This is a genomic window from Mesorhizobium sp. L-8-3, assembly GCF_016756615.1.
In the GTDB taxonomy this organism is placed as follows: domain Bacteria; phylum Pseudomonadota; class Alphaproteobacteria; order Rhizobiales; family Rhizobiaceae.
This window is the reverse complement of record NZ_AP023262.1, coordinates 6,372,308-6,398,529: the sequence shown is the minus strand read 5'-3', so window position 1 is coordinate 6,398,529 and position 26,222 is coordinate 6,372,308. Positions and strand designations below refer to the sequence as shown.

General features: G+C 64.5%; 23 protein-coding genes. 16 read left to right on the top strand and 7 right to left on the bottom strand.

The window, feature by feature from the left end; all coding sequences use genetic code 11:
- Positions 1–196: 196 nt before the first annotated feature.
- A complete protein-coding gene (locus tag JN302_RS29700) occupies positions 197–1,213 on the top strand; it encodes a polyprenyl synthetase family protein (RefSeq protein WP_202307844.1) in 1,017 nt (338 codons plus the stop codon).
- Positions 1,214–1,364: 151 nt separating this feature from the next.
- A complete protein-coding gene (locus tag JN302_RS29695; protein WP_202330094.1) occupies positions 1,365–3,398 on the top strand; it encodes a tetratricopeptide repeat protein in 2,034 nt (677 codons plus the stop codon).
- A 47-nt stretch (positions 3,399–3,445) separates the two neighbouring features.
- Here the strand turns inward: JN302_RS29695 and JN302_RS29690 are convergent, their stop codons facing one another.
- Positions 3,446–3,772: a hypothetical protein gene (locus JN302_RS29690; protein WP_202307840.1), complete on the bottom strand. Its 327-nt coding sequence runs from the start codon at positions 3,770–3,772 to the stop codon at positions 3,446–3,448.
- Positions 3,773–3,961: 189 nt separating this feature from the next.
- Between JN302_RS29690 and JN302_RS29685 the strand changes: the two genes are divergently transcribed.
- Both JN302_RS29685 and glyS read left to right on the top strand, forming a co-directional pair.
- Positions 3,962–4,918, top strand: a complete 957-nt coding sequence (locus tag JN302_RS29685; RefSeq protein WP_202307838.1) for a glycine--tRNA ligase subunit alpha — start codon at positions 3,962–3,964, stop codon at positions 4,916–4,918.
- A 142-nt stretch (positions 4,919–5,060) separates the two neighbouring features.
- The gene (glyS, locus tag JN302_RS29680; protein ID WP_202307836.1) at positions 5,061–7,382 is read left to right on the top strand and encodes a glycine--tRNA ligase subunit beta; all 2,322 of its coding nucleotides are present in this window, start codon (positions 5,061–5,063) and stop codon (positions 7,380–7,382) included.
- 213 nt (positions 7,383–7,595) lie between these two features.
- On the opposite strand, the gene JN302_RS29675 is transcribed toward glyS, so the two are convergent.
- Positions 7,596–7,976 carry a hypothetical protein gene (locus JN302_RS29675; RefSeq protein ID WP_202307834.1) on the bottom strand — a complete coding sequence of 127 codons (381 nt, stop codon included), beginning with the start codon at positions 7,974–7,976 and terminating at the stop codon, positions 7,596–7,598.
- Between the two features lie 75 nt (positions 7,977–8,051).
- Positions 8,052–8,495: a hypothetical protein gene (locus tag JN302_RS29670; protein ID WP_202330093.1), complete on the bottom strand. Its 444-nt coding sequence runs from the start codon at positions 8,493–8,495 to the stop codon at positions 8,052–8,054.
- A gap of 225 nt (positions 8,496–8,720) precedes the next feature.
- Between JN302_RS29670 and JN302_RS29665 the strand changes: the two genes are divergently transcribed.
- From JN302_RS29665 to JN302_RS29655, 3 genes are all read left to right on the top strand, one after another.
- Positions 8,721–9,695 (top strand): L-threonylcarbamoyladenylate synthase, encoded by a 975-nt coding sequence (locus JN302_RS29665; RefSeq protein WP_202307830.1) that lies wholly within the window; start codon positions 8,721–8,723, stop codon positions 9,693–9,695.
- 10 nt (positions 9,696–9,705) lie between these two features.
- Positions 9,706–11,121: an FAD-binding oxidoreductase gene (locus JN302_RS29660; RefSeq protein WP_202330092.1), complete on the top strand. Its 1,416-nt coding sequence runs from the start codon at positions 9,706–9,708 to the stop codon at positions 11,119–11,121.
- A gap of 223 nt (positions 11,122–11,344) precedes the next feature.
- Positions 11,345–11,908: a DUF6101 family protein gene (locus JN302_RS29655; protein ID WP_202307826.1), complete on the top strand. Its 564-nt coding sequence runs from the start codon at positions 11,345–11,347 to the stop codon at positions 11,906–11,908.
- A gap of 63 nt (positions 11,909–11,971) precedes the next feature.
- On the opposite strand, the gene ubiA is transcribed toward JN302_RS29655, so the two are convergent.
- Positions 11,972–12,955 carry a 4-hydroxybenzoate octaprenyltransferase gene (gene ubiA / locus JN302_RS29650; protein WP_202307824.1) on the bottom strand — a complete coding sequence of 328 codons (984 nt, stop codon included), beginning with the start codon at positions 12,953–12,955 and terminating at the stop codon, positions 11,972–11,974.
- Between the two features lie 600 nt (positions 12,956–13,555).
- Here ubiA and purD point away from each other — a divergent pair.
- The gene (gene purD, locus JN302_RS29645) at positions 13,556–14,827 is read left to right on the top strand and encodes a phosphoribosylamine--glycine ligase (RefSeq protein ID WP_202307823.1); all 1,272 of its coding nucleotides are present in this window, start codon (positions 13,556–13,558) and stop codon (positions 14,825–14,827) included.
- 64 nt (positions 14,828–14,891) lie between these two features.
- Here the strand turns inward: purD and JN302_RS29640 are convergent, their stop codons facing one another.
- A complete protein-coding gene (locus JN302_RS29640) occupies positions 14,892–16,007 on the bottom strand; it encodes a glycoside hydrolase family 25 protein (protein ID WP_202334489.1) in 1,116 nt (371 codons plus the stop codon).
- A 477-nt stretch (positions 16,008–16,484) separates the two neighbouring features.
- Between JN302_RS29640 and JN302_RS29635 the strand changes: the two genes are divergently transcribed.
- The 3 genes from JN302_RS29635 (at position 16,485) to JN302_RS29625 (ending at position 19,444) form a co-directional block, all read left to right on the top strand.
- Entirely contained in the window at positions 16,485–18,263 is a 1,779-nt protein-coding gene (locus JN302_RS29635) for an acyl-CoA dehydrogenase (protein ID WP_202330091.1), read from the top strand.
- Positions 18,264–18,285: 22 nt separating this feature from the next.
- On the top strand, positions 18,286–19,041 hold the full coding sequence (locus JN302_RS29630) for a crotonase/enoyl-CoA hydratase family protein (protein WP_202330090.1): 756 nt from the start codon (positions 18,286–18,288) through the stop codon (positions 19,039–19,041).
- Positions 19,042–19,135: 94 nt separating this feature from the next.
- Positions 19,136–19,444, top strand: coding sequence for a hypothetical protein (locus tag JN302_RS29625; protein WP_202330089.1), 309 nt, complete (start codon positions 19,136–19,138; stop codon positions 19,442–19,444).
- Between the two features lie 24 nt (positions 19,445–19,468).
- Here JN302_RS29625 and pdxH read toward each other — a convergent pair whose 3' ends face one another.
- Positions 19,469–20,086, bottom strand: coding sequence for a pyridoxamine 5'-phosphate oxidase (gene pdxH / locus JN302_RS29620; RefSeq protein ID WP_202330088.1), 618 nt, complete (start codon positions 20,084–20,086; stop codon positions 19,469–19,471).
- Between the two features lie 64 nt (positions 20,087–20,150).
- Here pdxH and JN302_RS29615 point away from each other — a divergent pair, with 64 nt between their 5' ends.
- The 4 genes from JN302_RS29615 to JN302_RS29600 all read left to right on the top strand — a co-directional run bounded on the left by JN302_RS29615 (position 20,151) and on the right by JN302_RS29600 (position 23,263).
- Positions 20,151–20,594 carry an RT0821/Lpp0805 family surface protein gene (locus tag JN302_RS29615; protein WP_244742288.1) on the top strand — a complete coding sequence of 148 codons (444 nt, stop codon included), beginning with the start codon at positions 20,151–20,153 and terminating at the stop codon, positions 20,592–20,594.
- Positions 20,595–20,681: 87 nt separating this feature from the next.
- Complete coding sequence (locus tag JN302_RS29610) at positions 20,682–21,611, top strand: DnaJ C-terminal domain-containing protein (protein WP_202330087.1); 930 nt, start codon at positions 20,682–20,684, stop codon at positions 21,609–21,611.
- Positions 21,612–21,805: 194 nt separating this feature from the next.
- On the top strand, positions 21,806–22,624 hold the full coding sequence (gene fabI, locus JN302_RS29605; RefSeq protein WP_202307817.1) for an enoyl-ACP reductase FabI: 819 nt from the start codon (positions 21,806–21,808) through the stop codon (positions 22,622–22,624).
- A gap of 45 nt (positions 22,625–22,669) precedes the next feature.
- Complete coding sequence (locus JN302_RS29600; protein ID WP_202330086.1) at positions 22,670–23,263, top strand: histidine phosphatase family protein; 594 nt, start codon at positions 22,670–22,672, stop codon at positions 23,261–23,263.
- A 126-nt stretch (positions 23,264–23,389) separates the two neighbouring features.
- On the opposite strand, the gene JN302_RS29595 is transcribed toward JN302_RS29600, so the two are convergent.
- The gene (locus tag JN302_RS29595; protein ID WP_202330085.1) at positions 23,390–23,638 is read right to left on the bottom strand and encodes a DUF1344 domain-containing protein; all 249 of its coding nucleotides are present in this window, start codon (positions 23,636–23,638) and stop codon (positions 23,390–23,392) included.
- Between the two features lie 299 nt (positions 23,639–23,937).
- Here JN302_RS29595 and JN302_RS29590 point away from each other — a divergent pair, with 299 nt between their 5' ends.
- Positions 23,938–26,094 (top strand): polysaccharide pyruvyl transferase family protein, encoded by a 2,157-nt coding sequence (locus tag JN302_RS29590; RefSeq protein WP_202330084.1) that lies wholly within the window; start codon positions 23,938–23,940, stop codon positions 26,092–26,094.
- Positions 26,095–26,222 lie beyond the last annotated feature (128 nt).

The following is a 26,222-nucleotide window of genomic DNA, read 5'->3' as shown; positions in this document are numbered from 1 at the left end:
CCCGAAAGTGTTCAGCGGTTATCGGGAAAAAGACATGCGCCAGGTCAAGACCTGGAGCGTGTCGCGTGAATTCTGTTTCGCGCGACACGCTGTAAGGCGCGCCGCGCCAATTCGCCGCTTGCCGCGCCTTGCGTTGCGGCTAGAATCGTGCCCCAAGACAGCCTCGCGTAAGCGTCGCAGAGATGGAGTGGGTTTTTTGGGCGTCGTTCTCAACCTGGAAAGCGGCAAGAGGGAAGCGGCATCGATCAAGGGCCTGGTCGATTTGACGGCGGTGGACATGACCCGCGTCAACGAACTGATCCTTTCGAAAGCCGGCTCCGACGTGGAGATGATCCCCGAGATCGCCAATCATCTGATCTCGTCGGGCGGCAAGCGGCTGCGGCCGATGGTGACGCTCGCCGCGGCGCAGATGTTCGGCTATGCCGGCGACGGCCATGTGAAACTCGCGACCAGCGTCGAGTTCATGCATACGGCGACGCTGCTCCATGACGACGTGGTCGACGAAAGCGACCTGCGACGCGGGCGCAAGACGGCCCGCACGATCTGGGGCAACCAGGCGAGCGTGCTTGTCGGCGACTTTCTGCTCGGCCAGGCATTCCGCATGATGGTCGACGTCGGTTCGCTGGATGCGCTCGATATCCTGTCGACGGCCGCTACGGTGATAGCGGAAGGCGAGGTCATGCAACTCGCCGCGGCCAAGAACCTCGAGACGACGGAGGACGAGCATTTCGCCGTGATCAAGGCCAAGACCGCGGCGCTGTTCTCGGCGGCGGCCGAGGTGGGCCCCGTGATTGCAGGCGCGAGCCGGGTGGACCGGGCGGCTCTGCGCTCCTACGGCATGAATCTCGGACTGGCCTTCCAACTCATCGACGACGCGCTCGATTATGGCGGCAGCGCCAAGGACCTCGGCAAGAATGTCGGCGACGATTTCCGGGAAGGGAAGGTGACGTTGCCGGTCATCCTGAGCTATCGGCGCGGCAGCGCGTCGGAACGCGCGTTCTGGAAATCGGCGATCGAGAACAATGGCACCGACGATGCGGCCCTGGAGAGGGCGATCGGCCTCATGACGCGCCACGGCGCGATCGCCGACACGATCGGTCGCGCCCGTCATTTCGGCGAGATCGCCCGTGACGCGCTAGCGCCGCTCGACGCCTCCGCCCAGAAGACGGCGCTGATCGACGTGATCGACTTCTGCATCAGCCGAGTGAACTGAAGTTTCGCCACGTGGCGGGCCAGTGGCCCTCGTGACCCGAATGTGAAGGCGAGGCGGATTGAAGAGCGTCCCCAAAAAGGCCATGCTTTGGGGTCAATGCCGCGATTGAGTCTGGCTCCCCCGGGGGAGCTTTCGGCAGGAAGGAAGATTGATGCCGTCAAGACGCAGCAACCGGCTTGCAGGAATAGCAGCCCTGGCTGGGCTGGTGCTCGCGGGCCAGGCGGTCCAGGCGAAGGAAACGCCGCCGGAAGCGTCCGCTCCCATCCAGATCGGCACATTCTCCGGAGCCTATCTGGCCGCGCGCATCGCCGAGACCGACAACGATCTTGCCGGTGCGACGGACTATTATCGCCGGGCTCTCGATTTCGATCCCGACAACAAGCAGTTGCAGCAGAGCCTGATGCTCGCGCTTATCGCGCAGGGCAAGTTCGACCAGGCCCTGCCGCTTGCCGACAGGCTCAAGACCGAGCCCGAGGTCGAGCGTTTCTCGCGCGTGGCGCTTGCGGTCGATGCGATTCGCAAGAAGGAGTATTCGGCGGCGGAAACCTGGCTGAAGCTCGCACTGGAATCGGACCTCGATCGGCTGATCTCCAGCCTGATGACCGGCTGGGCCAAGCTCGGCGGGGGCGACGCCGCGGGAGCCGTTTCCTATCTCGAGAAGATCGAGGGGCCCGAGTGGTACACGCTCTTCACAACCTATCATCGCGCCCTGATCGCCGACAATGCCGGCCTCGCCGACAAGGCCGACAAGGCCTATGCGGAAGCGCTCGAGAATGTCTCGGCCGGCGGCGCCGCACCTGATACGTGGATACGCTCCGCTGAAGCCTATGCAGGTTTCCTCGCCCGCAAGGGCGAAAAAGACAAGGCGATGGAGGTTCTGGCCAAGGCCGACGATTTCGCGCAGGGCCGCCTCCCGATCGTCGCGCTGCGCGAGGCGATCGAACAGGGCAAACCGGTTCCACATCTGGTCGACGGCGCTCGTTCCGGTGCGACGGAAGTGCTGCTCAATCTCGGAACTGCACTGAACCGAGGCGGCGGCGAGGCTTTCGTCAGGCTCTATCTGCAATATGCGCTGGCACTGGAGCCCGACAACGACCAGGCGCTGCTGCAACTCGCGGGCGTCGCCGAAATGCAGAAGGATGCCGAGGAAGCGATTGCCTTCTACAGGCGAATTCCGGTGTCCTCGCCGTTGAAGCATGTCTCCGAGTTGCAACTCGGCTTGAATCTTGCCGATCTCGGCCGCCATGACGAGGCGATCGTTCATCTGAAGGCGCTGCTCGACGGCGACCCGAACGACATGCGTGCCTATCTGGCGCTTGGCGGAGTCTACGCCTTGAAACAGGACTACCGCAATGCCGCGCAGCTTTACGACAAGGCGGTCGAGCGGCTGCCCAACCCGGTGCGCGAGAACTGGAACATCTTCTACCAGCGCGGCATCGCCTATGAGCGGCTGAAGGAGTGGTCGAAGGCCGAGCCCAACTTCCGCAAGGCGCTGGAGCTTTTCCCGGACCAGCCGCAAGTGCTGAACTATCTCGGCTACTCCTGGGTCGACATGAACACCAATCTCGACGAAGGCCTGGAGATGATCCAGAAGGCCGTCGATCTGAGGCCCAGCGACGGCTATATCGTGGATTCTCTCGGCTGGGCCTACTACAGGCTCGGCCGTTTCGACGATGCCGTTCGCGAACTCGAACGCGCCGTGTCGCTGAAGCCGGACGATCCGGTGCTCAATGATCATCTTGGCGACGCTTATTGGCGTGTCGGGCGTCGCCTCGAGGCGACCTTCCAGTGGCGTCATGCCAAGGACATGAAGGCCGAGCCCGACGTGATGGCGAGCGTCGAGAAGAAGCTCAAGGAAGGCTTGCCGCCGCTTCCCGAAAAGGCCGCCGCGGAGGCTCCCAAGGAAACGCCACAGCCGGCGATCGCCGGGCCGGAGACGCCCGCGCCACAGGAACAGAAGGGCGAAGCGGCGCCGGCCGCGCAGCCGGCTGCAGCGGCAGTCACGGTGACGCCGGTTCCTGCCGCCTACAAGGTGCGAGCCGGTCAGTCGCTCTGGTCCATCGCAGTCGAGACGCTCGGCGACGGCAACCGTTACAGGGAGATCCTGAACCTCAATCCGCAATTGCGCGGTGATCCCGGCCGCATCGTGCCGGGGCAGGAACTCAAGCTGCCAGCCGGCAACTGAACGATCTATCCTGCGACTGTCTGTTGTGAGGACCGCCAAGCGCGGTCCTACCACAGCTTCTCCCTGTAGTCGGGCGGTACGGGGCATGGCACCCAGCGGCCCTTTTCCCGTTTGCTGCAGGTGAGCTTCAGTCGGCTTAGCTTACTCTCCCACGGATTGTCCTTGGTGCAGATGCACTGGTTCCCGGGTTGGCGCAGCACGTCGCAGCCGGGTGTGACGCAAAGCCAGTTGGTCACCTCGTCGCGTTCATTGAAGCCGTTGGTCGGAAAATTGTCCGCGAAAGACAGCGTCGCGCCCAGCAGCAGCGCCGATATTGCGCCTCCGAGAACCATCGCGGGACGCTTCAAACCATTTCCTGTCGACCGGTCGAACATGCCTGGCTCCTCGTGACCTGACACGCAAGATTGCGCGAAGCCTCCGGCCGGTTTCAAGTACATGGCCGAAAATAGCGCTGCTCCAGATCGGGCTGACGATCAATTTCGCGCGATTCCGTCCAGCTTGACGGGTCGGGACGGCGTCGTTACGACGTGCGCGCATATCATCCGACCGCCGAGACACAGCCCGTGGCCGAAAAGACCCTGCCCGATCATCTTGACCCGAAGCGCTCCTTCCAGGGTCTTATCCTGACGCTCCATGACTATTGGGCGCGTTACGGTTGCGTCATCCTGCAGCCCTACGACATGGAGGTCGGCGCGGGCACCTTCCACCCTGCGACGACGTTGCGCGCTCTCGGCCCCCGCCGGTGGAACGCGGCCTATGTCCAGCCCTCGCGCCGGCCGAAAGACGGCCGCTACGGCGACAACCCGAACCGGCTTCAGCATTATTATCAGTATCAGGTGATCCTGAAGCCGAACCCGTCGAACCTGCAGGAGCTTTATCTTGGCTCGCTGGCGGCGATCGGGATCGATCCCCTGCTGCACGACATCCGTTTCGTCGAGGACGACTGGGAAAGCCCGACGCTCGGCGCCTGGGGCCTCGGCTGGGAGTGCTGGTGCGACGGCATGGAAGTCTCCCAGTTCACCTATTTCCAGCAGGTGTGCGGCATAGAATGCGCGCCGGTGGCCGGTGAACTGACCTACGGCCTGGAGCGGCTCGCCACCTATCTGCAAGGGGTGGACAGCATCTTCGATCTCAATTTCAACGGCAGCGAGGGCGACGACAAGGTCACCTATGCCGACGTCTTCCTGCAGGCCGAGCAGGAATACTCGCGGCACAATTTCGAGTTCGCCAACACGGCGATGCTGCTGCGGCATTTCGACGACGCAGAGGCCGAGTGCCGCGCGCTGCTCGAAGCCGGCGCTCCGTCCTCCGCCGACAATCTCCCGAGGCACAAGATGGTTTTCCCCGCCTACGACCAGTGCATCAAGGCGAGCCACGTCTTCAACCTGCTCGACGCACGCGGCGTCATCTCGGTGACCGAGCGGCAGAGCTACATCCTGCGTGTCCGCAATCTGGCGAAGGCCTGCGGCGAGGCGTTCCTGCAGACCGAAGCCGGCGGGCTGGCATCCGCCGCAGCCTGATCGTGCCGGACGAGCCCATTTCCCGGAGCCAGACAATGCCAGTCCTTCCAGAGCTTCGCTTCCCGAGATTGTTCGGCCAGCCGCATGTCGGCGGCGCGCAACGTATGGGAACGGCAATGACCATCCGGGCGGAGAAGCACTGATGCCTGACTTGCTGCTCGAACTCCGCTCCGAGGAAATCCCCGCGCGCATGCAGCGCAAGGCGGCGGGCGATCTCAGGAAGATGGTGACGGATGGTCTTGTCGATGCCGGGCTGAGCTACGAGGCGGCGCGCGAATACTGGACGCCGCGCCGACTGACTCTCGACATACGCGGCCTGACGGCCCGCTCCAAGGACATTCACGAGGAGCGCAAGGGCCCGAGTACCAAGGCGCCGGAACAGGCGATCCAGGGCTTCCTGCGCTCCGCCGGCCTGTCGTCCATCGACGAGGCGCATGTCCATTCCGATCCGAAGAAGGGTGACTTCTATGTCGCCCATATCTCGAAGCCGGGTCGGGCCGCCGAGGATATCATCGCTGCGCTGCTTCCCGAGGTGATCCGGGGTTTCCCTTGGCCGAAATCCATGCGCTGGGGCGCGGCATCGGCCAGGCCCGGCTCGCTCCGCTGGGTGCGGCCGCTGCAGTCTGTCGTCTGTACCTTCGGCCCGGAAACCGCCGATCCGGTCGTCGTCGACTTCGAGGTGGACGGCATCCGCTCCGGCAATGTGACCTATGGCCACCGCTTCCACGCGCCTGAAGCGATCACTGTGCGCCGCTTCGAGGACTATGCCGCGAAGCTGGAAGCCGCGAAAGTGGTCATCGACGCCGAGCGTCGCAAGGAGATCATCCTTGCCGATGCGCGCAACCTCGCCTTCGCGAACGGGCTCGAACTGGTCGAGGACGACGCGTTGCTCGAAGAGGTCGCCGGGCTCGTCGAGTGGCCGGTCGTGCTGATGGGCGCTTTCGAGGAGGATTTTCTCGGCATTCCCTCCGAGGTCATCCGGCTGACGATCCGGGCCAACCAGAAGTGCTTCGTGACCAGGTTGCCCGGCAACTCCGGAGACGAAGCGTCCCTCTCGAACCGCTTTGTCCTTACGGCGAACATCGAAGCCAGCGACGGCGGCAAGGAGATCGCGCATGGCAACGGCAAGGTCGTCCGCGCGCGGCTTTCGGATGCGCTCTATTTCTGGAGGACCGATCAGGGGGATTTGCCCGACCTCGCCGACCTGAAGGTGTCGGCCGGGAAATTCGGGCTCGACCTGAAGAAACCGCTCGATCAGCGGATGGCACGTCTTGATCATCTCGGCGTGACCTTCCATGCCAGGCTCGGCACGCAGGGCGCGCGCGTGGAGCGCATTCGCGGACTGGCGCGCGACATCGCGCCTGTCGTCGGCGCCGCGCCCGCATTGACCGATCGCGCAGTCGTGCTCGCCAAGGCCGATCTGCAGACCGAGGTCGTCGGCGAGTTTCCGGAATTGCAGGGTGCGATGGGCCGCAAATATGCGGTCCTCCAGGGCGAGCACCCCTCGGTCGCGGCCGCGGTCGAGGAGCACTACAAGCCGCAGGGGCCGTCCGACCGGGTTCCCACCGATGAGGTCTCGATTGCCGTGGCGCTGGCCGACAAGCTGGACACCTTGACCGGTTTCTGGTCGATCGACGAAAAGCCGACGGGTTCGAAAGATCCCTACGCGTTGCGCCGGGCGGCCCTCGGCGTCATCCGGATCACGCTGTGGGGAGAGCGGCGCATTCCGCTGCTGGCCGTGCTCGCGAGCGCCCATGCGCAGTTCGACGAGCCGGAGATCGCAGCGAACCTCTTGCGCTATGAGGAGCGGCAGGAAGCGCTCGATACCGGCGATGTCGACGGAGAGGAAGACCTCGACAATGCGCTTGGCGGTCACGAAAAGCGCGTCCGGGCCGATGCCGCGGCGCGCGCCAGGCCGGTCATTCTCGATCTCCTGTCCTTCTTCCATGAACGCCTCAAGGTGTATCTGCGCGACCAAGGGGCGCGGCACGATCTGATCGACGCGGTTCTCGCCAGCGGCGGCAAGCAGGAGGGCGCTGCGAACGACGACCTGCTGATGATCGTCCGCCGGGTCGAGGCGCTGGGATCCTTCCTCGACAGCGAGGACGGCAAGAACCTCCTGGCAGGCACGAAGCGGGCGGCCAACATCCTTGCCGCGGAAGAGAAGAAGGGGACGCGGATCGCCGATGCCGTCGACGTCTCCCTGTTCCGGGAGGAGGCCGAGAAGGCACTCGACGCTGCGGTGAATCAGGGCGAGAAGCAAGCCGGCCAAGCGATTCAAAACGAAGACTTTTCGGCTGCGATGCGTGCACTCAGCGCATTGCGTGAGCCGGTTGATTCATTCTTCGACCGTGTTCTCGTGAATGATGAGGACCTCGCTGTACGGGCCAATCGCCTTGCGCTGCTGGCCCGCATCCGCGCCGCGACGGATCAGGTCGCCGATTTCTCCAGGATCGCCGGCTGACGGCCCACTTACATCCAGTGGGTGTGGATGCCGAAGCATCCACCCGGCCTCAATCGCCGGCGCGGCCTCTCCGCGCCGCTTCGCTTTCGCGCCAAGTGGGCCACGCCGTCGCGCTCCAACGGTCGATATCATGCGGCGCACCCGAGGAATCGGAGCCTCATCATAGCGGTGTCGCCACCAGCGCCCGGAGCGCGGCTGTCGTCGCCGACGAGTTCAGTCGCCGATGATGCGAACCCTGACGCTCTGGCGATAGACCTGGACTTCCACGACCGGCTCTCCCCTGACGATCGCGCGGCGGGTGGCGTCGGTCATGGCGCTGCTCTTGTTGAGCATCACCTCGAAACGGACGCGAGCCTGCGCCGAACCGAACCACGGATCGTGTTCGTCCTCTATGTCGCCCGATCCGAATTTGTGCCAGTTGGCGCGGTCCTGACGCACCATCCGGGCCGCAGTGTCGAGCGGATAGCCGTCACTGGCCTGGTGGTCGTTCGCGGAGATACGCGCCACATAGGACCCGAGCAGAGTGTCGCCGCTCGCCAGGCCGGGAAGCAGCGCGGACATACCTGCTGCAAGCAGCCAGAAGCGGATTTTCATCAGGCACCCCCGAGATCGATGGCGACGCCATAACACATGGGCGACCTCCTTGGCATTCCGCCGATGATCATCGCTCTACCGAAGGTCGAGTTCGGACTCGGCCGACGGCCCGACGAGGGGAGCTTCGGGCTCGGGGCGGCTCGTCGCGGGGGCTCTGGTGGCGGCGGGCGGTTGAGCTGCGGGGGCCGGTGTCGGCAGGCTTCGTGTGAAGGCGTCACCGACGATGCCGCCGCGGATCACCATCGGCACTGCCCGAGGTCCGCTTTGCGGAGCATCGCTCGTGATCGAGGAGAGCTTTTCTCCGGAAACGGCTGGCGGAGCCTCGCCGACTGCGACGACCGACACGCTATCCGACGGGCCGGCCGCTTCGGGCGATGCCGGCTCCAGTCCGCCGACCACCATCATCGACGGGCCGACCGGGTCGTTCGACGCTTCGAGAACGATCAGCGAGGAGGCTTGGGCGGTGCCTGATGCCGCCAGGCACACCAGTAAGAGCAAGATCGAAGAAAGTCTCGCCATATCAAACGGTTCCCATGCCCGGCGGAACCAATTCCCGAGAAGATATCGGGTATGGGCGCCGGCCCCTGCGCGAAGGATAGCATCGCAGAGATTAATGAAATGGCGGCTTCGATCCTTGCCGGCCGCCCATCCGCGATATAGGCAGTCGCCGGTGTCGTGGTTTCGACGTCGCCTGGAGGCGAGCTTCGACATCAAGACACCGGGATCGACGCGAAACACGACAGAATGTCAGAAGTGCTGCCAGCTATCGAAGCCGAGAGCCGTGCCCTGCGATTGCTGCGGGCCGGGGAGGTGGTCGCTATCCCGACCGAAACGGTCTACGGCCTCGCAGGCGATGCAACCAATGGCGATGCCATTGCCCGCATCTTCGAGGCCAAAGGGCGCCCGCGCTTCAATCCTCTGATTGCCCACGTCGCCGACATGGCCATGGCCGAACGTATCGGCGTCTTCGACCCATTGTCGCGCAAGCTCGCCGAAGCCTTCTGGCCAGGCCCGCTGACCATGGTTCTTCCATTGCGCTCGGACGCCGGCATCCATCCCCTGGTGACGGCGGGCCTGTCGACGATCGCCTTGCGTATGCCGCGCGGCTTCGGCGCCGGCCTCATCGGCGCTCTCGGCCGACCGCTGGCCGCCCCGAGCGCCAATTCGTCGGGCAAGGTGAGCGCGACCACCGCCGCGGCGGTCGAGGCCGATCTCGGGACGAGGATATCCTTGATCGTCGATGGCGGGGCCACGCCGGTGGGCCTGGAGTCGACCATCGTGAAATCTGAGGATGGTGCGCTACGGCTGTTGCGTCCCGGCGGCGTCCCTGCCGAGGACATCGAAAGGGTCGCGGGCGTCCGGCTCGTCCGCAATGCGGCGCCCGGCATCGAGGCTCCCGGCATGCTCGCCTCGCACTACGCTCCCGCTGCCCGTGTCCGGCCGAATGCGGCCGAGGTCCTCCCCGGCGAGGCATTGCTTGCCTTCGGCCCGGCGCGGGTGAGGGGAACCGGCGAAGCGGTTGCAGTGCTCAACCTTTCTGAGCGCGGGGATCTGCGCGAGGCGGCCACGAACCTCTTTTCATATCTCCAGTCGCTCGACGGTTCGGGCGCCGCGACCATCGCCGTCGAGCCGATCCCGGCTTCCGGCCTGGGGGAGGCGATCAACGACCGGCTCGCCCGCGCAGCGGCACCGCGTGACAGGCCCGTTCAGCATTCATAAGGACCCCGGCATGGAACCGATCGATTCTGCCCTACTCGACCGTTTTGCCGAGATCGTCGGTGTCAACCACGCGCTTCGCTCCCCGTCCGACATAGAACCTTTCGTTATGGAGCCGCGAGGGCTGTGGTCCGGCGTGACGCCCCTGGTGTTGAGACCGGCTGATGTCGACGAGGTGAGCCGCATCCTGCGGCTCGCGACCGAGACTCGCACGCCGATCGTTCCGCAGGGTGGCAATACCGGGCTGGTCGGCGGTCAGATGCCGGATCGTTCCGGCCGCGAGATCGTGCTGTCTCTGTCCCGCCTCAACCGTATCCGTGAGATCGACGTTCTGTCGAACACCATCACCGCCGAGGCCGGCGTCGTGCTGGAGACGCTGCAGCGGCAGGCCGACGCCGCCGACCGATTGTTCCCCCTCTCTCTCGGCGCGCAGGGCTCCTGCCAGATCGGCGGCAATCTGTCGTCCAATGCTGGCGGCACCGGCGTGCTGGCTTATGGCAATGCCCGCGAACTCTGTCTCGGCGTCGAAGTGGTCCTGCCGACGGGCGAGGTCCTCGACGACCTGCGCAAGCTGAAAAAGGACAACACCGGCTACGACCTGAAGAACCTCTTCATCGGCGCCGAGGGCACGCTCGGCGTCATCACCGCGGCGGTGCTGAAGCTGTTCCCGAAGCCGAAAGGCAAGGAGGTGGCCTGGATCGGCGTGGAATCGCCGGCCGCAGCGCTCAATCTGTTCTCGCTGGCATCCGATCGCGCCGGCAGCGGCCTGACGGCCTTCGAACTCATGGCCGACATCGCGGTCGAATTCTCGGTGCGACATATTCCGGGCAATGTGCGCCCGCTGGAAGGGTGGCCCTGGTACGTGCTGATGGAGATCTCCTCGGGTCGGTCGTCCGACGATGCCCGCGATCTGATCGAGCATGTCCTTTCGGAGGGTTTCGAAGCCGGCCTTGCCGGCGATGCGGTGATCGCGGCAAACCTCGCGCAGGCATCCGCCTTCTGGCGGTTGCGTGAGTCCCTGTCCGAGTCGCAAAAACCGGAAGGCGCCTCCATCAAGCACGACATCTCCGTACCGGTTGCCGCAATCCCTGATTTCATCGCCGAGGCCGGAAAGGCTGTGGCCTCCGTCAGTGCGGCGGCGCGGGTCGTCTGCTTCGGCCATATGGGCGACGGCAATTTGCACTATAACGTATCGCAACCCGTCGGCGTCGAACCTGAGAGCTTCCTGAAGCTCTACAAGCCGATGAACAAGGCCGTGCACGACGTGGTCCGAGCCCACAACGGTTCCATCTCGGCCGAGCATGGCATCGGCCGGCTGAAGTGCGACGAACTGCTGGCTACTGCCCCGGCCATCGGCATCGATCTGATGCGCCGCGTGAAGGCCGCCTTCGATCCCGCCGGGATCATGAATCCCGGCAAGGTTATCTGACGGTTTCATTGCAGTCTGATCTTAATCAGCGCTTCAGACTTCTTGCCGACTTGTTGTGCCCGGTCGGAAACCGATAACCATTCCTGAGATCAGCAAAATTTAACCGAACTCCTTAAGCCCGGCGGTAAGGATGCCGCGCTAGTGTCTACGCCATAACGAAGCCGGGAAAACCGGCACGGGAAGACCGGGAAAACCGGCTCTCAGGGATAACAGGAAGGCGTAGATGAAGACCGGACTGAAGCCAGTCTGGGCGGGCCGCAACATGCGGCTCGACCCTTTCCGCTTGCCTCAAATGGTGAGCTATGCGACGCGCGACGACTATGGGGATGTCACCTTCACGGTGGACCAGCGCGGCGCGGTCGTGCGCAGGACCTTGAACATGAGCGGCCTCCCGGTGACCGTGGCCCTGCCGGCGAGGGCATTCCTCGGCGTCGCCGCGCGAGCGATGGAGGATGAAGACGGGCACGTCACGGTGACTCTGGAACTCCATCACAACGACCCGATGCTGTCGGTGCCGCTGCTCGTCGCTCATGACCTGGACGACGTTGCCGCCGACTGGCGGGCATGGGCCGCCGCCTATCATCTGCCGATGCTCTTGATCGAGGCCGATGGGGTGGCGCGCACGCTGGAGGAATCGCTCGGCGCCGTGAAGACCGCGCCGGTGCGGGAGCGGCGCAAGGGCCGGGTCTCGGCTGCGCGCCGCCCACGGTTCCTGGCTCGCCGCAAATCCGGCCATCTGGGCCTGAGGCTGGTGATCAACGGCGAGGAGATCATCGCCCGCCAATAGGACGCCTTTCGAACCTGCATCGGGCAGAAGTCGATCCGGCCTTCGCCCGATGATCTTGGAACCTCACACCAACGGCTTGAGCGCGACCCAGAGGCCGCCGCCCAGCAGCCCGAGGAAGACCAGCCAGCCGACGGTCGAGTTCGACTTGAACAGCTTCAGGCATTGGTCGGGGTCGTCGATGTCGAGCACCTTGATCTGCCGGGCCATATGGGCGCCCGCCGCAAGCAGTCCGGCGAGTGCCGGCATCGGCGCTTCGGCCGCGGCATAGGCCAGGGCGAAAAGCATCAGTGCGCCGCCATAGAGCCCCGCCAGCCAGTATTTTGTGTACTCGCCGAAAAGTCGGGCCGTCGACCGGACGCCGACGATCGCGTCGTCCTCCTTGTCCTGGTGGGCATAGATCGTATCGTAGCCGATGACCCACAGGATCGAGCCGCAATAGAGAAGGACGGCCGGAGGGTCGAGATCGGCGAAGGCGGCGGCCCAGCCCATCAGGGCTCCCCAGGAAAAGGCGAGCCCGAGCACGAATTGCGGCCAGTTGGTGATGCGCTTCATGAAGGGGTAGGCGGCGACCACCGCCAGCGAGCAGATGCCCAGCAGGATCGCGAAATCGTTGAACTGCAGCAGGACGGCAAGTCCGACCAGCGCCTGCAGGACGAGGAATAGCCAGGCCTGCCTGCGCGTGACCTGACCGGAGGGCAGGGGCCGCGAACGGGTGCGCTCGACCTTCATGTCGATGTCCTGGTCGACCAGGTCGTTATAGGTGCAGCCGGCCCCGCGCATGGCGATGGCGCCGATCAGGAACAGCGCGATATGCCAGGGCGAAGGCAGCAGCGTGCCGAGCGGCTCTCCCGGCGAGGCATAGGCGACGGCCGCCAGGGCCGCCGACCACCAGCAGGGCCACAGCAGCAGCCACCAGCCGATGGGGCGATCCCAGCGGGCGAGCTGCGCGTAGGGCCAGAGCCGGCGCGGCAAGGTCCTGTAGACCCAATGGCCACTCGGCGCATCGGCGACGCGCCCCTGAGCTGATGTCGACTGGATCGTTTCCATGGCGCTGGAGTGGCAGTGTAAGGCGCGGGCGTCAAGGAGACGAATCGTCCCTCCTTCTTGCCTTGACGTAGGGCACCGCAAAACGACGCGGTCCTGTAAAGTACTGGAAAAATACAGGACGAGGCCAGTTTTCGGACCGAAGCGGACTTTCGTCGGCAAGCCAACGAATCGCCTGCTTCGATTCTTGTTTGCCGCAGGCTCTCGCCGCAAAACTGCGGAACAGTTTTGCGGAACCTGCTGAGCGCCTTTCGGCGTGATCGGGTCAGGGGGCGACCGCAAGAAAGGCTGCCGGCAGGGGCAGGCCGCAAAATCTCGACGGTGAAACGATGCGTCAGAAAATCGTCGATCCCAGCGCCGCCGTCAATCGGGCGCGCGGGGGGGACATCAAGATTTGATCACGGACACTTGGAGGCAGCGGCGTCCACGCGCTGGCCGCGATTGCTCAGTCGGTTCGCAAAGACGGGGCTGGCCAGGCAATGAGGCTTCCAAACGCTCAGGTTCGGCTTGACCTGGCCGGCGGGTGGCAATAGCGGAGAGCTTCAATAGCGAATGGGCCGCAAAGGCCCGCATGCCGAACCTGTCAGCACCGAGGTCCTGCCCATGAAGGTTCTACTTGTCGGTTCGGGTGGGCGCGAGCATGCGCTGGCCTGGAAGATCGCCGCTTCGCCTCTGCTGACCAAACTCTACGCCGCACCCGGCAACCCCGGCATCGCAAGAGAGGCCGAATGCGTGGCGATCGCGATAGACGATCACGACGCGATCGCCGCCTTCTGCCGTGACGAGACGATCGACCTTGTGGTCGTGGGGCCGGAGGCGCCGCTTGTCGCGGGCCTCGCCGATCGGCTGGCAGCCGATGGCATCCGCGTCTTCGGATGCTCGGCCGCGGCGGCGCAACTGGAGGGGTCGAAGGGTTTCACCAAGGACCTCTGCGCGAAGTATGGGATCCCGACGGCCGCTTATAGCCGGTTCCGCGACGCCGGCGAGGCCAAGGCGTATGTGCGCGAACAGGGCGCGCCGATCGTGGTGAAGGCCGACGGGTTGGCCGCGGGCAAGGGCGTCACGGTCGCCATGTCGGTCGAGGAGGCGATCGCTGCCGTCGATGCCTGCTTCGAGGGGGCGGCGGGTGCCGAGATCGTGGTGGAAGAGTTCCTGACCGGTGAGGAGGCGAGCTTCTTCTGCCTGTGTGACGGCACGACGGCGCTTGCCTTCGGAACGGCACAGGATCACAAGCAGGTGGGCGAGGGCGACACCGGGCCGAACACGGGCGGCATGGGAGCCTATTCGCCTGCTCCGGTCATGACGCCTGACATGATCGAGCGCACGATGAAGGAGATCATCGAGCCGACGATGCGCGGCATGGCGGACATGGGTGCGCGCTTTTCGGGCGTGCTCTTCGCCGGCCTGATGATCACCGAGGAGGGGCCGAAGCTTATCGAATACAATGTCCGCTTCGGCGATCCGGAGTGCCAGGTGCTGATGATGCGGCTGAAGGACGACATATTGGTGCTCATGGAGGCGGCCGCCGACGGGCAGCTTTCACACATGTCGATACGCTGGTGGGACGAAGCGGCACTTACGGTGGTGATGGCGGCAAAGGGCTATCCCGGCACGCCGGAAAAGGGCTCGCTGATCCGCGGCCTCGCCGAAGCAGGCGGCGACGGTATCGAGATTTTCCATGCCGGCACGGCGCTGCGCGACGGCGAGATCGTCGCCAATGGTGGCCGCGTGCTCAACGTCACTGCCACCGGCAAAACCGTCAGCGAGGCGCAGGCAAAGGCCTACGCCGCCGTGGAGAGTATCGACTGGCCCGATGGATTCTGCCGGCGCGACATTGGTTGGCGGGCCGTCGAGCGCGAGAGCCGGGTGGGCTGATACAACGGGCGATCTTGTCGTCCGTTGGCTACCAGGGCACTCGGGCGAACTGGTCTCGCGCGTGTCAGTTCCTCTCCGTCCTTGCCGGAATGGTCGCGGTGACCGTCGGATCGATCCCTGCCGGCAACGGAGGTTCGTCTCTGAACCAGCCGAACACCTCGTCCCTGACGGATGCCATATAGCTCACGAGCCGTCCCCAGCGGGAGGTTCCGCCGGCCGTCATGTCGCCGTAGCGACCTGGATGCGGTTCGGCGCCCGGGTGGAACGCCGCATCGAGGGCCGCCACCGCGCCGTTCGTCTCCAGCGGTGCATAGGACAGCGTGACGTCGCCGGCCAGTCCGGCCTCGCGGGCGATGGGAACCGGCACGCTTGCCATCAGTTCGACGGGCACGTCGAGTAATCCGCCGAACGGCCACGCCTGGCGCAGCGCATCGGCGTCCATCGAGGCGACATTGACGTCGATGTCGTTGCCGGTGCCCAGCACGCGATAGGGGCAACTCCGGTCGTTGCAGTTGGACTGCGAGGCGAATTGCCAGAGCGTGTAGCTCTGCCAGTTCCCCTTCGGGAAATGCTCGCCGATCTCCGGTTTGTAACGCGCATACCAGAGCGGCAGGCGAGAGAGCAGCGGATAGCGATCGCGGTTGTCGGCGACGTATTTGGCGGTCGTGCCGTTCGTGTAGAGCAGCGGGAAGCGGCCGATGCGGCGATGGACATGTCGCACGAATTCCTCGGCATCCGACAGCGACATCCATTTCCCGGGATCGTTGTCCTCGATGTCGATGGCGATCAGGTCGTCGGGTTCCGGCTCGGCGAAGTCGATGAAATTGTTGGCCTGGTCGATCGGATTGCCGGGCCGGGCGAGATGATAGGCACCCCATTTGAGGCCGAGCGACTTGGCAACCATGCGGCGCGTATGGAAGAGTTCACGCGCCACGGCATGGCGCTTGAACAAGGCCTTGCACAGGCGGGTTTCGGTCTCGTTGCCGCCACAGGCGTAGGGCGGCGCCAGGCCGTCCGAAGCCTTGCCGATGAAGCCGACAATGCGCTTGTCGGTGGCGAGCTTCTTCCAGTCTATGGTGTTGTATTCATAGGCGTCGACCACGAGCGCACGGTCGCTCCGCCGCCAGGGCGCCGAGAATTCCGATGCCTGTGGGGCCGTAGGCGAGAGCGCGGTCAGCATCGACGAGGCGATGGCCAGGAGCTTCCAGCTTGCGAACGATAATGAACCCACTCGCGCGACACTCCGTTCCGGTCTGCCGAACAATCCGGGCCATTGCCGCCGATGTCGGCGCGCAGTCCCGGGGATCGGAAGCCGCATGCGATTCGATGGCTTGCCGATGCGATCCGGAACCGGAGCAACCAAGGCGGCTGCAGCTTCCGGATACGTTTTTCTTTCTACACCGATGATGGAGAGGCGTGGTTAATTATTCCTTGCGGTCAGGCCGTAGATCTTGCGACCGATGATCGAGTCCCTTTTCGAACGGATCGAGCGTCGGCTCCTGCCGCAGCTGCCTTTCGACTATCCGACGCAACGCGCGTCGTGAATGATGCGCAATCATGATTCCTGTATTTGACGTTTACGTAATAAGACGCTAGCGAACGGCGAGATGGTACGGCCAGCGGGCGCCACGGCGTTCGCCCCCACACGGAGGAACTCATGTATCGCGCGCCCGTCGACGAGATCGTCTTCACCCTCAAACATGTCGCCGGCCTGCAGGCGGCCACGGATGCGGGAACCTTTTCCGAACTGACGGAAGACCTGGTGGATGCCATCGTCGGCGAGGCCGGGCGATTTGCCTCCGAGGAGGTCGCGCCACTGCACGCCATCGGTGACGAGCACGGCGCCGTGCTGAAGGACGCGGCCGTTACCATGCCGCCTGGATGGAAGGATCTTTATCGCCGCTGGGTCGAGGGCGGCTGGAACGCGCTGTCCGGCCCGGCGGAATTCGGAGGGCAGGGCCTGCCGACCATGCTCGGCGTTGCCGCGCTCGAGATGTGGAATTCCGGCTCTATGGCGTTCGGCATCGGCCCGACGCTGACCATGGGAGCGGTGGAGGCGATCGAGAAGCACGCCTCGGATACGCTCAAGGCGAAGTATCTGGAAAAGCTCGTGTCCGGCGAGTGGATGGGGACGATGAACCTCACTGAACCGCAGGCCGGCTCGGACCTCAATGCGCTGCGCGCCCGCGCCGAGCCGGTCGGCGACGGCACCTATCGCATCTTCGGCCAGAAGATCTTCATCACCTATGGCGAGCACGACTTCACCGACAATATCGTGCATCTGGTGCTGGCGCGGCTACCCGACGCGCCGGACGGCACGCGCGGTATCTCGCTGTTCCTTGTGCCGAAGTTCTTCGTCGAGGACGATGGCTCTCTCGGCGCGCGCAACGACGTCTTCTGCTCGTCGATCGAGCACAAGCTCGGCATCCATGCTTCTCCGACCTGTACCATGATCTATGGCGACGGCTTCGCCAAGGACCGGGCGCCGGGCGCGATCGGCTGGCTTGTCGGAGAGGAGAACAAGGGTCTGGCCTGCATGTTCACCATGATGAACAACGCGCGCCTTGCGGTCGGCATGCAGGGCGTGGCGGTGGCCGAAACGGCCACGCAGAAGGCGATCGCCTATGCGAATGAACGTCGGCAGGGCAAGGCGGCGAACTGGGCGAGCGAGGGCATGGCGCCGATCGTCCACCATGCCGACGTCAAGCGGAATCTCCTGACCATGCAGGCGCTGACCCGGATCGCCCGCGCGATCAGCTATGCCTGTGCCCATGCCATCGACATGGCTAATGCGAGCGATGGCGAAATCAGGCGGCATTGGCAGGATCGCGCCAATCTTTTGACGCCGGTCGCCAAGGCGTTCTCGACCGATATCGGCGTCGAGGTGGCTTCGCTCGGCGTACAGGTGCATGGCGGCATGGGCTTCATCGAGGAAACCGGGGCGGCGTGCCTGCTGCGCGACGCGCGCATCGCGCCGATCTATGAGGGCACCAACGGCATCCAGGCGATCGACCTCGTGACGCGCAAGCTGCCGCAGGACTCCGGAGAGCATGTGCATGGCTACATCTCCGAACTGGCCGCCGTCGTCGAGGATCTGAGGCAGTCGAATGTCGAGGGGCTTGGCCACTCGGCCGATCGGATCGAGAGGGCGCTGGACGATCTCTCCGAAACGACGCGTTTCCTGCAGGCGGCTCTCGCCGAAGGGCGCATCGAGGAAGCGCTGGCCGGTGCGACCCCTTACCTCAGGCTCTTCGCCGTCGCGGCCGGCGCTGCCTATCTGGCCAAGGGCGCGGTCGCCGACCGCTCGCCATCACGGGTCGCGCTCTGCCGCTTCTTCGCCGAGAATCTCGCCGGCGAGACGACGGCTCTGAAGGAGCGCGTGATCACAGGTGCCGACAGTCTGGCGGCGGCTGGCGCCGCGCTGGTGACCGCCTGACAAGAAACCTGGAGGGTAGATCGTGACCGAACACATTCAGATCGAGCGGCAGGGTGCGGTGCAGATCATCCGCATGAACCGCCCGGACAAGAAGAACGCCATCACGCGCGCCATGTATGCGGCGATGGCTTCGGCCCTGAAGGAGGCCGACGCCGACGCGGAATTGCGCGTCAGCGTTTTCATGGGCGTGCCGGGGGCTTTTTCGTCGGGCAACGACCTCGCCGATTTCCTCGCGGTGGCGCAGGGCGGTGAGCATGGAAGGGAAGTGTTCGACTTCCTGATGGCGCTCGCCACCGCCGCCAAACCGGTCCTGGCAGGGGTGGACGGCATCGCCGTCGGCATCGGAACGACCATCCAGCTTCATTGCGACCTGACCTTCGCCACGCCGCGCTCGGTGTTCAGGACGCCTTTCGTCGATCTCGGCCTCGTGCCGGAAGCAGGATCCAGCCTGCTCGGGCCGGCGATCCTCGGCCGCCAGCAGGCTTTTGCCCTGCTCGGTCTGGGCGAAGGCTTTTCCGCCGAGAAGGCGAAGGCGACCGGCCTGATCTATGAGGTGGTCGACGAGGATCATCTGGAGGGGGCGGTTCTGGCGGCGGCGCGGGAGATTGCCGCCAAGCCTCCGGAAGCCCTGAAGATCGCCCGCGATCTGATGCGGGGCGATCGTTCGGAACTGGTCGCACGGATCAAGGAGGAGGGCGCGCATTTCGCGGCGCGGCTCAAATCCGAGGAGGCACGGGCCGCATTCCTGGCCTTCATGTCGAGAAAGAAGGCCGGCTGACGCCGTTGCGCCCCGATGTCGCGTCGGGGATGCCACGGAACCGGCAACGCACTATATCTGGCATGGAGGGGTTGCGAGCGGAGCGACGAAGGCCATGCTTGACCGAACGATGCGTGTGATGGTGCCGGCACTGGTTGCTTCGGCGCTGTTCTTCTCCAGCACCGCTTTCGCGATCGACATCACGGTGCAGGGCACGACAAATCAGTTCCGCCAAAGCGAAATCGACGCACTCAGGAGCATCCAGAACCGTCAGCAATTTCAGCTGGAACAACAGTGGCAGCGCCAGCAGGATCGAGACATGCTGTCCCGCCCGAGGCCCAGGCCGGAGGTGCCGCAGTTCGCTCCGGATTGCCGTGACCCGGGTACCGGGAGCGGCAACAGGCAGCAGCGGCCACGTTGCTGAAGGCGCCTGACGGGCGCTTGGCCCTCAGGGATAAAGTCTTTCCTTCTCCCAGGCTCCCTCGCCGGTCCGGCTGAAAACCAGCCGGTCATGCAGCCGGAACGGCCGGTCGTGCCAGAATTCGATTGACCGCGGCACGATCCGGAAGCCCGACCAATAGGGCGGGCGCGGTATTTCGCCGATCGGGTGCCGTGCGGTGTATTCGGCCACCGCCTTCTCCAGCGCGAAACGGCTTTCGAGCGGCCGGGATTGCTTCGAGGCCCAGGCGCCGATGCGGCTGCCGCGCGGGCGGCTGGCGAAATAGGCGTCGGCCTCCGCATCGCTCACGATTTCGACCGGACCGCGAATGCGGACTTGACGGCGAAGCGATTTCCAGTGGAAACACATGGCAGCTTTCCTGCTGCCGAGAATCTCCCTGCCCTTGGCGCTCTCGAAATTCGTATAGAAGACGAAGCCGGACTCGTCGAAGCCCTTGAGAAGAACCATACGCACATTGGGCATGCCTTCGTGGTCGACGGTCGCCAGGGCGACGCCGTTCGGGTCGTTGATCTCGCTCCTTGTGGCGTCTTCAAGCCAGGCGGCAAAGAGGCGGAACGGCTCCTCTGCCGATGTGAAGTCACCGCTTGTTAACTCTGGGTCGCTCATAGTCTCGGCTCGCAATGGTGTGGCTGCACCGGGAGATGGCCGATTGTCGCGTGGAGCGCAAGCATTGAGCCTCGAGGACCGCAAGATTCGACCCAAGCGCTGCTTCAGTCTCGCTTTCGTCTTCCTTGCCGCCGCTCCTCTGGCCGCCTGTGCCGGCGGTGTCGATGTCGGCAAGGCCGGCATCGACGATACGTTGACGACGAGCGCGGTCGGTGGCGAGACGAACCAGGCTCGGGATACCACCCGGACATCGGACGAGGCCACGATCCGCAACGCCGTTTCTTCGGCCGATCTCGATGTGCTGGGTCCGACCGGGCTTGCCTGGGCGAATTCGGATACCGGCTCGCGCGGCGCGATAACCCAGCTCACCCAATACGACAGAAAGGGCTTGCTCTGCCGCAAGTTCAAGGCCTCGCGCGAGAGCTTCGACGGCGTTCGGCTCTATGCCGGAGACGCCTGCCGCGCGGGCGACGGCTCCTGGCGCATGCTCGAATTCGTCGAATCCTGATACGGAAGCCGGCTTGCTCTGGAATTTGTTCCTAGTCGGTCGCATATAAGGGCCGAGCATCCCAATTCCATCCCGGCAGGCAGAAGCATGCGTGATCCCTATGACGTGCTGGGCGTTGCCAAGAACGCCACGGCAAAAGACATCAAGGCGGCTTTCCGCAAGCTCGCGAAGAAATATCATCCGGACCAGAATCCGGATGACCCGAAGGCGAAGGAACAATTCACCGCCGCCAATCAGGCCTATGAGATCCTCGGCGACGATAAGAGCCGGGCGGCCTTCGACCGCGGCGAGATCGATGCGGAGGGCAGGCCGAAGTTCCACGGCTTCGAAGGCGGCGCCCATGGCGATCCCTTCGCGGCGTTCAGGCGCGCCCAGCAGGGTCAGCACGGGCCGGGCGGGACGCGCTTCGAGTTCCGTACCAGCGGGCCGGGTGCGGAAACGTTCGACGCGAACGACATCTTCAGCGAACTGTTCGGTCAAGGCTTCTCGCAGCGTGGCGGTCCCGGCATGGGCGGTGGCCGCCGCGCGCCGTCCGGTGCCGACATCAATGTCGGGCTCGATGTCACGATCGAGGAGGCGGCGACCGGCGCCAAGGTCGCGGCGATCTTTCCCGACGGCCGGAAAATCTCGGTGAAGCTGCCGAACTATGTCGAGGACGGCCAGACGATCAGGCTCAAGGGGCAAGGCGAGCAAGGCTTCGGCGAACCCGGCGACGCGCTGGTGAAGGTGCGTTTCCGCAGGCACCCGCGCTACCGGATCGAAGGGCGCGACCTGCATGCCGACCTGCCGGTGTCGTTGCGCGATGCCGTGCTCGGCGCCAAGGTGCCGGTCGAGACCCCGACCGGGCGGCTGGCGGTCAATGTGCCGGCCTGGTCGAGTTCGGACAAGGTGTTGCGGATCAAGGGCAGGGGCTTGCCGGAGAAGGTGGGCGGTCATGGCGACCTCTATGCCCATGTCCGGGTAATGCTTCCCGATGGTGACAAGGAACTCGAGGCCCTGCTCAAATCGAAGGGCTGACCCGCCACATCACCGATTTCGAGTGGCAGCGCTACTTCATCAATTGATACGTCCTGGGAGCGGCGCATAAGGCCCGAATGCGGGCTGCGCGGCCGGAGGCGGCGATGCCTTCGTGCATTCTCCGGCTCGATGCTTGAAGGCTCCCTTGGCCTGTGCGATAGGCTGTCGGCAAGACGGGTCACGGAGACTGATCAATGGCGGGTGGAAATGGCCTGATGGCCGGCAAACGCGGCCTCATCCTTGGTGTCGCGAACAACAGGTCGATCGCATGGGGCATCGCCAAGGCCTGTGCGGATCAGGGTGCCGAGATCGCGTTGACCTATCAGGGCGACGCCTTCAAGAAGCGTGTCGAGCCGCTTGCGGCTGAGCTCGGCGCGCATCTGGCCGGACATTGCGATGTCACGGATACGGCCAGCCTCGATGCGGTGTTCGCCGACATCGCCGCCAAATGGGGCAAGATCGATTTCCTCGTCCACGCCATCGCCTTCTCCGACAAGGAGGAGCTCGACGGCCGTTACGTCGAGACGACGCGCGACAATTTCCTGCGCACCATGGAGATCTCCGTTTTCTCCTTGACCGCCATCGCCAAGCGCGCCGAGGCCTTGATGCCCGACGGCGGATCGCTGCTCACGCTGACCTACTATGGCGCCGAGAAGGTGATGCCGCACTACAATGTGATGGGCGTGGCCAAGGCCGCGCTCGAGGCGAGCGTGCGTTATCTCGCCGTCGACCTGGGCGGCAGGAACATCCGCGTCAACGCGATCTCGGCCGGCCCGATCAAGACGCTGGCCGCCTCCGGGATCGGCGACTTCCGCTACATCCTGAAGTGGAACGAGTACAACGCGCCGCTGAAGCGTTCGGTCACCATCGAGGAGGTCGGCGATTCCGGGCTCTATCTGCTCTCCGACCTGTCGCGCGGGGTCACGGGCGAGGTGCATCATGTCGATTCCGGCTACCATGTGGTCGGCATGAAGGCTGTCGACGCACCCGACATCTCGGTGGTCAAGGACTGATCGCGCCGAAGCGCAGTTTCCCGCAGGCGAAAGGCAAGAAGGCTGATGACGACCTCAGCTCCGGTCTATTTCGTGCGTCACGGTCAGACCGACTGGAACGCCGAGAACCGGCTGCAGGGCCAGGCGGAGACCGATATCAACGCGCTGGGGCGGGAACAGGCGACGCAGAACGGCCGGACGCTCAAGGCGCTGATCGCCGATCCCTCCGGCTTCGATTTCGTTGCGAGCCCGTTGCGGCGGACCCGCGAGACCATGGAGCGCATTCGTCGCGCGATGGGGCTCGACCCGTTCGCCTACCGAACCGATGCCCGCCTCGCCGAACTGAACTTCGGCGACTGGCAAGGCTTCACCTATGACGAACTGGAACTTCGCGAGCCGGGGTCGAAGGCCCGGCGCGCGCTGGACAAATGGAATTTCCAGCCACCCGGCGATGCCGCGGAGAGCTACGAGATGCTGAAAGATCGCGTGGCGCCGTGGCTGGGTGAAGTGACGTCACGCACGGTCTGCGTGACCCATGGCGGCATCTTCCGCGTGCTGTTCAGGATGATCGGAGACCTGACGCAGAAGAAGGCGGCTGTTCTGCCCGTGCCCCAGGATCGTGTGCTGATGCTCGAGAATGGCACGCTGACTTGGCTTTGACTGACCTGGATTTGAGAACGGCGATCTGAAAACGGCTTGGCGCACCGATCGAAACGCTGCTCCCGGTCTTGCCTCATCGCCGCATCGGTTCCCTGGAGCCGACGCCGATCGTGAGGTCTTTCCCGGCTACTCCGGCAGTTCCATGTCGGTGATAAGGTTCTCGCCGCCGACCTCGTCATAGGCGATCAGGATCTCCATGCCTTCCTTCAGCGTTTCGACGTCGAACTCGCCCGGAAGCTTGTAGGACTTGCCGTTGTCGAGCGTGATCGTCTGGGCGTCCTTGTTGATCGCCTTGATATGGCCCTCGGCCTCCGCGGCATAGGCTGCAGTCGAAATCATGAGGGCCGCGGCAACGGCGCCAATAAGGATACGCATGGATCGTCCTCTTGTCTTGTGCTCCGCGCCCCCTGGGCGGAGGAAACCCCACAGGGCGAGGTGAGCAGTATCACAGCGAATGTGTCAAAACTAATATCCGCACCGCACACGTTTGTTTGCCGCCGGTCACGCGCGGGGAGGGCACCGGCCGAGCAACCCGGGCCTGACGCGGCATCCGATGTCGAATTGTTTCGCGCTGCACCATCTTGTGACCGGCTCTGCTGCGCTGCACCATCTTGTTACCGGAATTGGAGGGTGTCTATAATTCCTTTCCCGGTCAGCGAGGTATGGTCCGCAAGATGACATTGAAGAGTGCGCTGAAGAAGAACCTGCCGGCGCCGATCGTCGAGACGATCCGGAGCCTGCGGGGAACGGCTGCGTGGGATCCCTACAAGCCGATCGTGCTCGGAGAAAAGGACCGTGCCGAAACCAGGGCACGATTCGCCGAGATCGATTGGCATCCGGATGCGCCGCGGCGCATCATCTACGGCCTTATCCCGACCGCGAGCCTGCGCAATGTCGGCGACCACGCCCAGGTCGTGGCGATCCGGCAGTGGATCGCCAGGCATTATCCGGGCGAGCCTGTCGTCGAACTCGACAAGAACGTGATCATCGGCTGCCGCGACGAGATCGTCTCGCGTGTCCGCGCCAACGACCTCGTCTTCCTGCATAGCGGCGGCAATCTCGGCGATCGCGGCCTGTGGTCGGAAACGGCCCGCCGGACCATGATCGAGGCGCTGCCTGACAACCGGGTCGTCAGCCTCCCGCAGACCATCTTCTTCAGCGAAACGCCGCTCGGCCGCTATCAGAAGCAGGTGTCGCAGGCCGTCTATGGCCGCCACGGCCATCTGACCGTCATGGGCCGCGACGATATCAGCGGATCGCTGGCGGGGACGCTGTTCCCCCGGGCACAGGTGATCACCATGCCCGATTTCGTGCTGTCCCTGCGCAAGGAGGAGTTCACGCTCGCGCCGCAGCCGGAAAATGCCGGCAAGATCATGGCCTGCCTGCGGCTCGACGACGAATCCGTCTTTGCGCCGGAGGACAGATTGAAGGTCGTCGAGCGCATCGGCATCCCCGCGACGCTGTTCGACACCACGCTCGATGCGCCGATCGAGGCCGATGCGCGTTATGGCGTGGTGCGCGATACGCTCGCCCTCTTCGATGCGCATGAGGCTGTCGTCACCGACCGTTTCCACGGTCTGATCTTCGGGGTGATCTGCCGCAAGCCGGTTGTCGTGCTACGCACCGTCGACCACAAGCTCACTTCGGCGGTGGCCTGGTTCAAGGACATCCCCAACGTCCAGTTTTGCGACCATCTCGACGATCTCGCCGCCGCGCTGGAACGGGTGCGGGCGACCCCGGTCGAGACCTATCCGGACTTCAACGCGCTTTATTTCGACCGGCTGCCAGGGCTGGTGGAGGAAATGGAGCGCTGCGCCGGCGAGCCGCCTTTCGTCATGCCGGCCGTGCCTTCGCCCCAAGGCAACCACGGCCGCCAGCCGCTCAACATGCGCTCAGTGGCAGGCAAGGCGAAGCGGCGCCTGCTTCGGGCCGCCGGCATGACGGCCCCCGTCGTGCCGCAGCTCAAATCGTTCGGCTCCTCGGATCCCGACAAGCTCTCCGATGACGAACTGCTCGCCTTCATGCGTCATGACGCCCACCGCATCGAAAAGTCCTTCTACAACAGGATCTTCCACGCCAAGCGCGACTACTACGAAGAGCGACGCAAGAACGTCCGCGACTGCATAGCGCTGCTGAAGCAACGCGGACACGACATGTCGGAGCCGACCATCGCCTGGGCCGACCTGATTGCGAGCCGCTTCGAGAATCTGGAGCGCGAGTTCATCGAGCCGAATTCGACCGCGGCCAGGGCGTTCGACCCGTTCAGGATGGATGCCTTCATCGGTCTTGCCGCGACGCGCCGAAGCTCACGCGTCTGGGCGACGCAGCAGCCTTCCGGTGAAGAGCTGACCGCCTGTGCCAAGAAGCTGATCGACGCGGCGCGTTGGGCGCCCAACTCCGGCGATCGACAGCCATGGCGTTTCCTGATCATGACGGATCCGGCCGAGAAGCATCTGCTCAAGCATATCAAGGAGCAGCACTGCTACGATGCGCCGTGCCTGATCTTCGTCGGCGGCGACCGCCGTTTCTATGGCGGGCTCGGCGAGAACGAGGCGGGGCTGCATATCGACGGCGGCGCGGCCATCATGCAGATGGTGCTCGCCGCACATGCCGGAAATTTCGGCGTCTGCTGGAATCACTTCTCGCGGGACCTGATCGAGTCGCGCCCGCGCAACCAGGAGATCTATGCCGAATTCGCGCGAAAGATGCGGATTCCCGACCATATCGAGCCTGTCGCGGTCATCGCTTTCGGGGCGGCCGCCTTCCATCCTCCGGTGCCGCCGCGCATGGCCGTGGAAAGCCTGCTTATCGGCGACGATCGGGCGAAATGACGGCGTCGCTCTTTGTTTGACCACCGCGCAAAACGCCAATAGAAGCCTGCGTTGAACCGGCTATCCATCGGCTCGGAAAATCGCGATCGATTTCGGGCCGATGCGGTAAGCACTGGAGGGCGCCGGGC

Bases quoted from the DNA above. Each gene is read 5' to 3' on its own strand.
- JN302_RS29695 (WP_202330094.1), top strand. From the start codon at position 1,365: ATGCCGTCAAGACGCAGCAACCGGCTTGCAGGAATAGCAGCCCTGGCT.
- JN302_RS29690 (WP_202307840.1), bottom strand. From the start codon at position 3,772: ATGTTCGACCGGTCGACAGGAAATGGTTTGAAGCGTCCCGCGATGGTT.
- glyS (WP_202307836.1), top strand. From the start codon at position 5,061: ATGCCTGACTTGCTGCTCGAACTCCGCTCCGAGGAAATCCCCGCGCGC.
- JN302_RS29675 (WP_202307834.1), bottom strand. From the start codon at position 7,976: ATGAAAATCCGCTTCTGGCTGCTTGCAGCAGGTATGTCCGCGCTGCTT.
- JN302_RS29670 (WP_202330093.1), bottom strand. From the start codon at position 8,495: ATGGCGAGACTTTCTTCGATCTTGCTCTTACTGGTGTGCCTGGCGGCA.
- JN302_RS29665 (WP_202307830.1), top strand. From the start codon at position 8,721: ATGTCAGAAGTGCTGCCAGCTATCGAAGCCGAGAGCCGTGCCCTGCGA.
- JN302_RS29660 (WP_202330092.1), top strand. From the start codon at position 9,706: ATGGAACCGATCGATTCTGCCCTACTCGACCGTTTTGCCGAGATCGTC.
- JN302_RS29655 (WP_202307826.1), top strand. From the start codon at position 11,345: ATGAAGACCGGACTGAAGCCAGTCTGGGCGGGCCGCAACATGCGGCTC.
- ubiA (WP_202307824.1), bottom strand. From the start codon at position 12,955: ATGGAAACGATCCAGTCGACATCAGCTCAGGGGCGCGTCGCCGATGCG.
- purD (WP_202307823.1), top strand. From the start codon at position 13,556: ATGAAGGTTCTACTTGTCGGTTCGGGTGGGCGCGAGCATGCGCTGGCC.
- JN302_RS29640 (WP_202334489.1), bottom strand. From the start codon at position 16,007: ATGCTGACCGCGCTCTCGCCTACGGCCCCACAGGCATCGGAATTCTCG.
- JN302_RS29635 (WP_202330091.1), top strand. From the start codon at position 16,485: ATGTATCGCGCGCCCGTCGACGAGATCGTCTTCACCCTCAAACATGTC.
- JN302_RS29625 (WP_202330089.1), top strand. From the start codon at position 19,136: ATGCTTGACCGAACGATGCGTGTGATGGTGCCGGCACTGGTTGCTTCG.
- pdxH (WP_202330088.1), bottom strand. From the start codon at position 20,086: ATGAGCGACCCAGAGTTAACAAGCGGTGACTTCACATCGGCAGAGGAG.
- JN302_RS29610 (WP_202330087.1), top strand. From the start codon at position 20,682: ATGCGTGATCCCTATGACGTGCTGGGCGTTGCCAAGAACGCCACGGCA.
- fabI (WP_202307817.1), top strand. From the start codon at position 21,806: ATGGCGGGTGGAAATGGCCTGATGGCCGGCAAACGCGGCCTCATCCTT.
- JN302_RS29600 (WP_202330086.1), top strand. From the start codon at position 22,670: ATGACGACCTCAGCTCCGGTCTATTTCGTGCGTCACGGTCAGACCGAC.
- JN302_RS29595 (WP_202330085.1), bottom strand. From the start codon at position 23,638: ATGCGTATCCTTATTGGCGCCGTTGCCGCGGCCCTCATGATTTCGACT.
- JN302_RS29590 (WP_202330084.1), top strand. From the start codon at position 23,938: ATGACATTGAAGAGTGCGCTGAAGAAGAACCTGCCGGCGCCGATCGTC.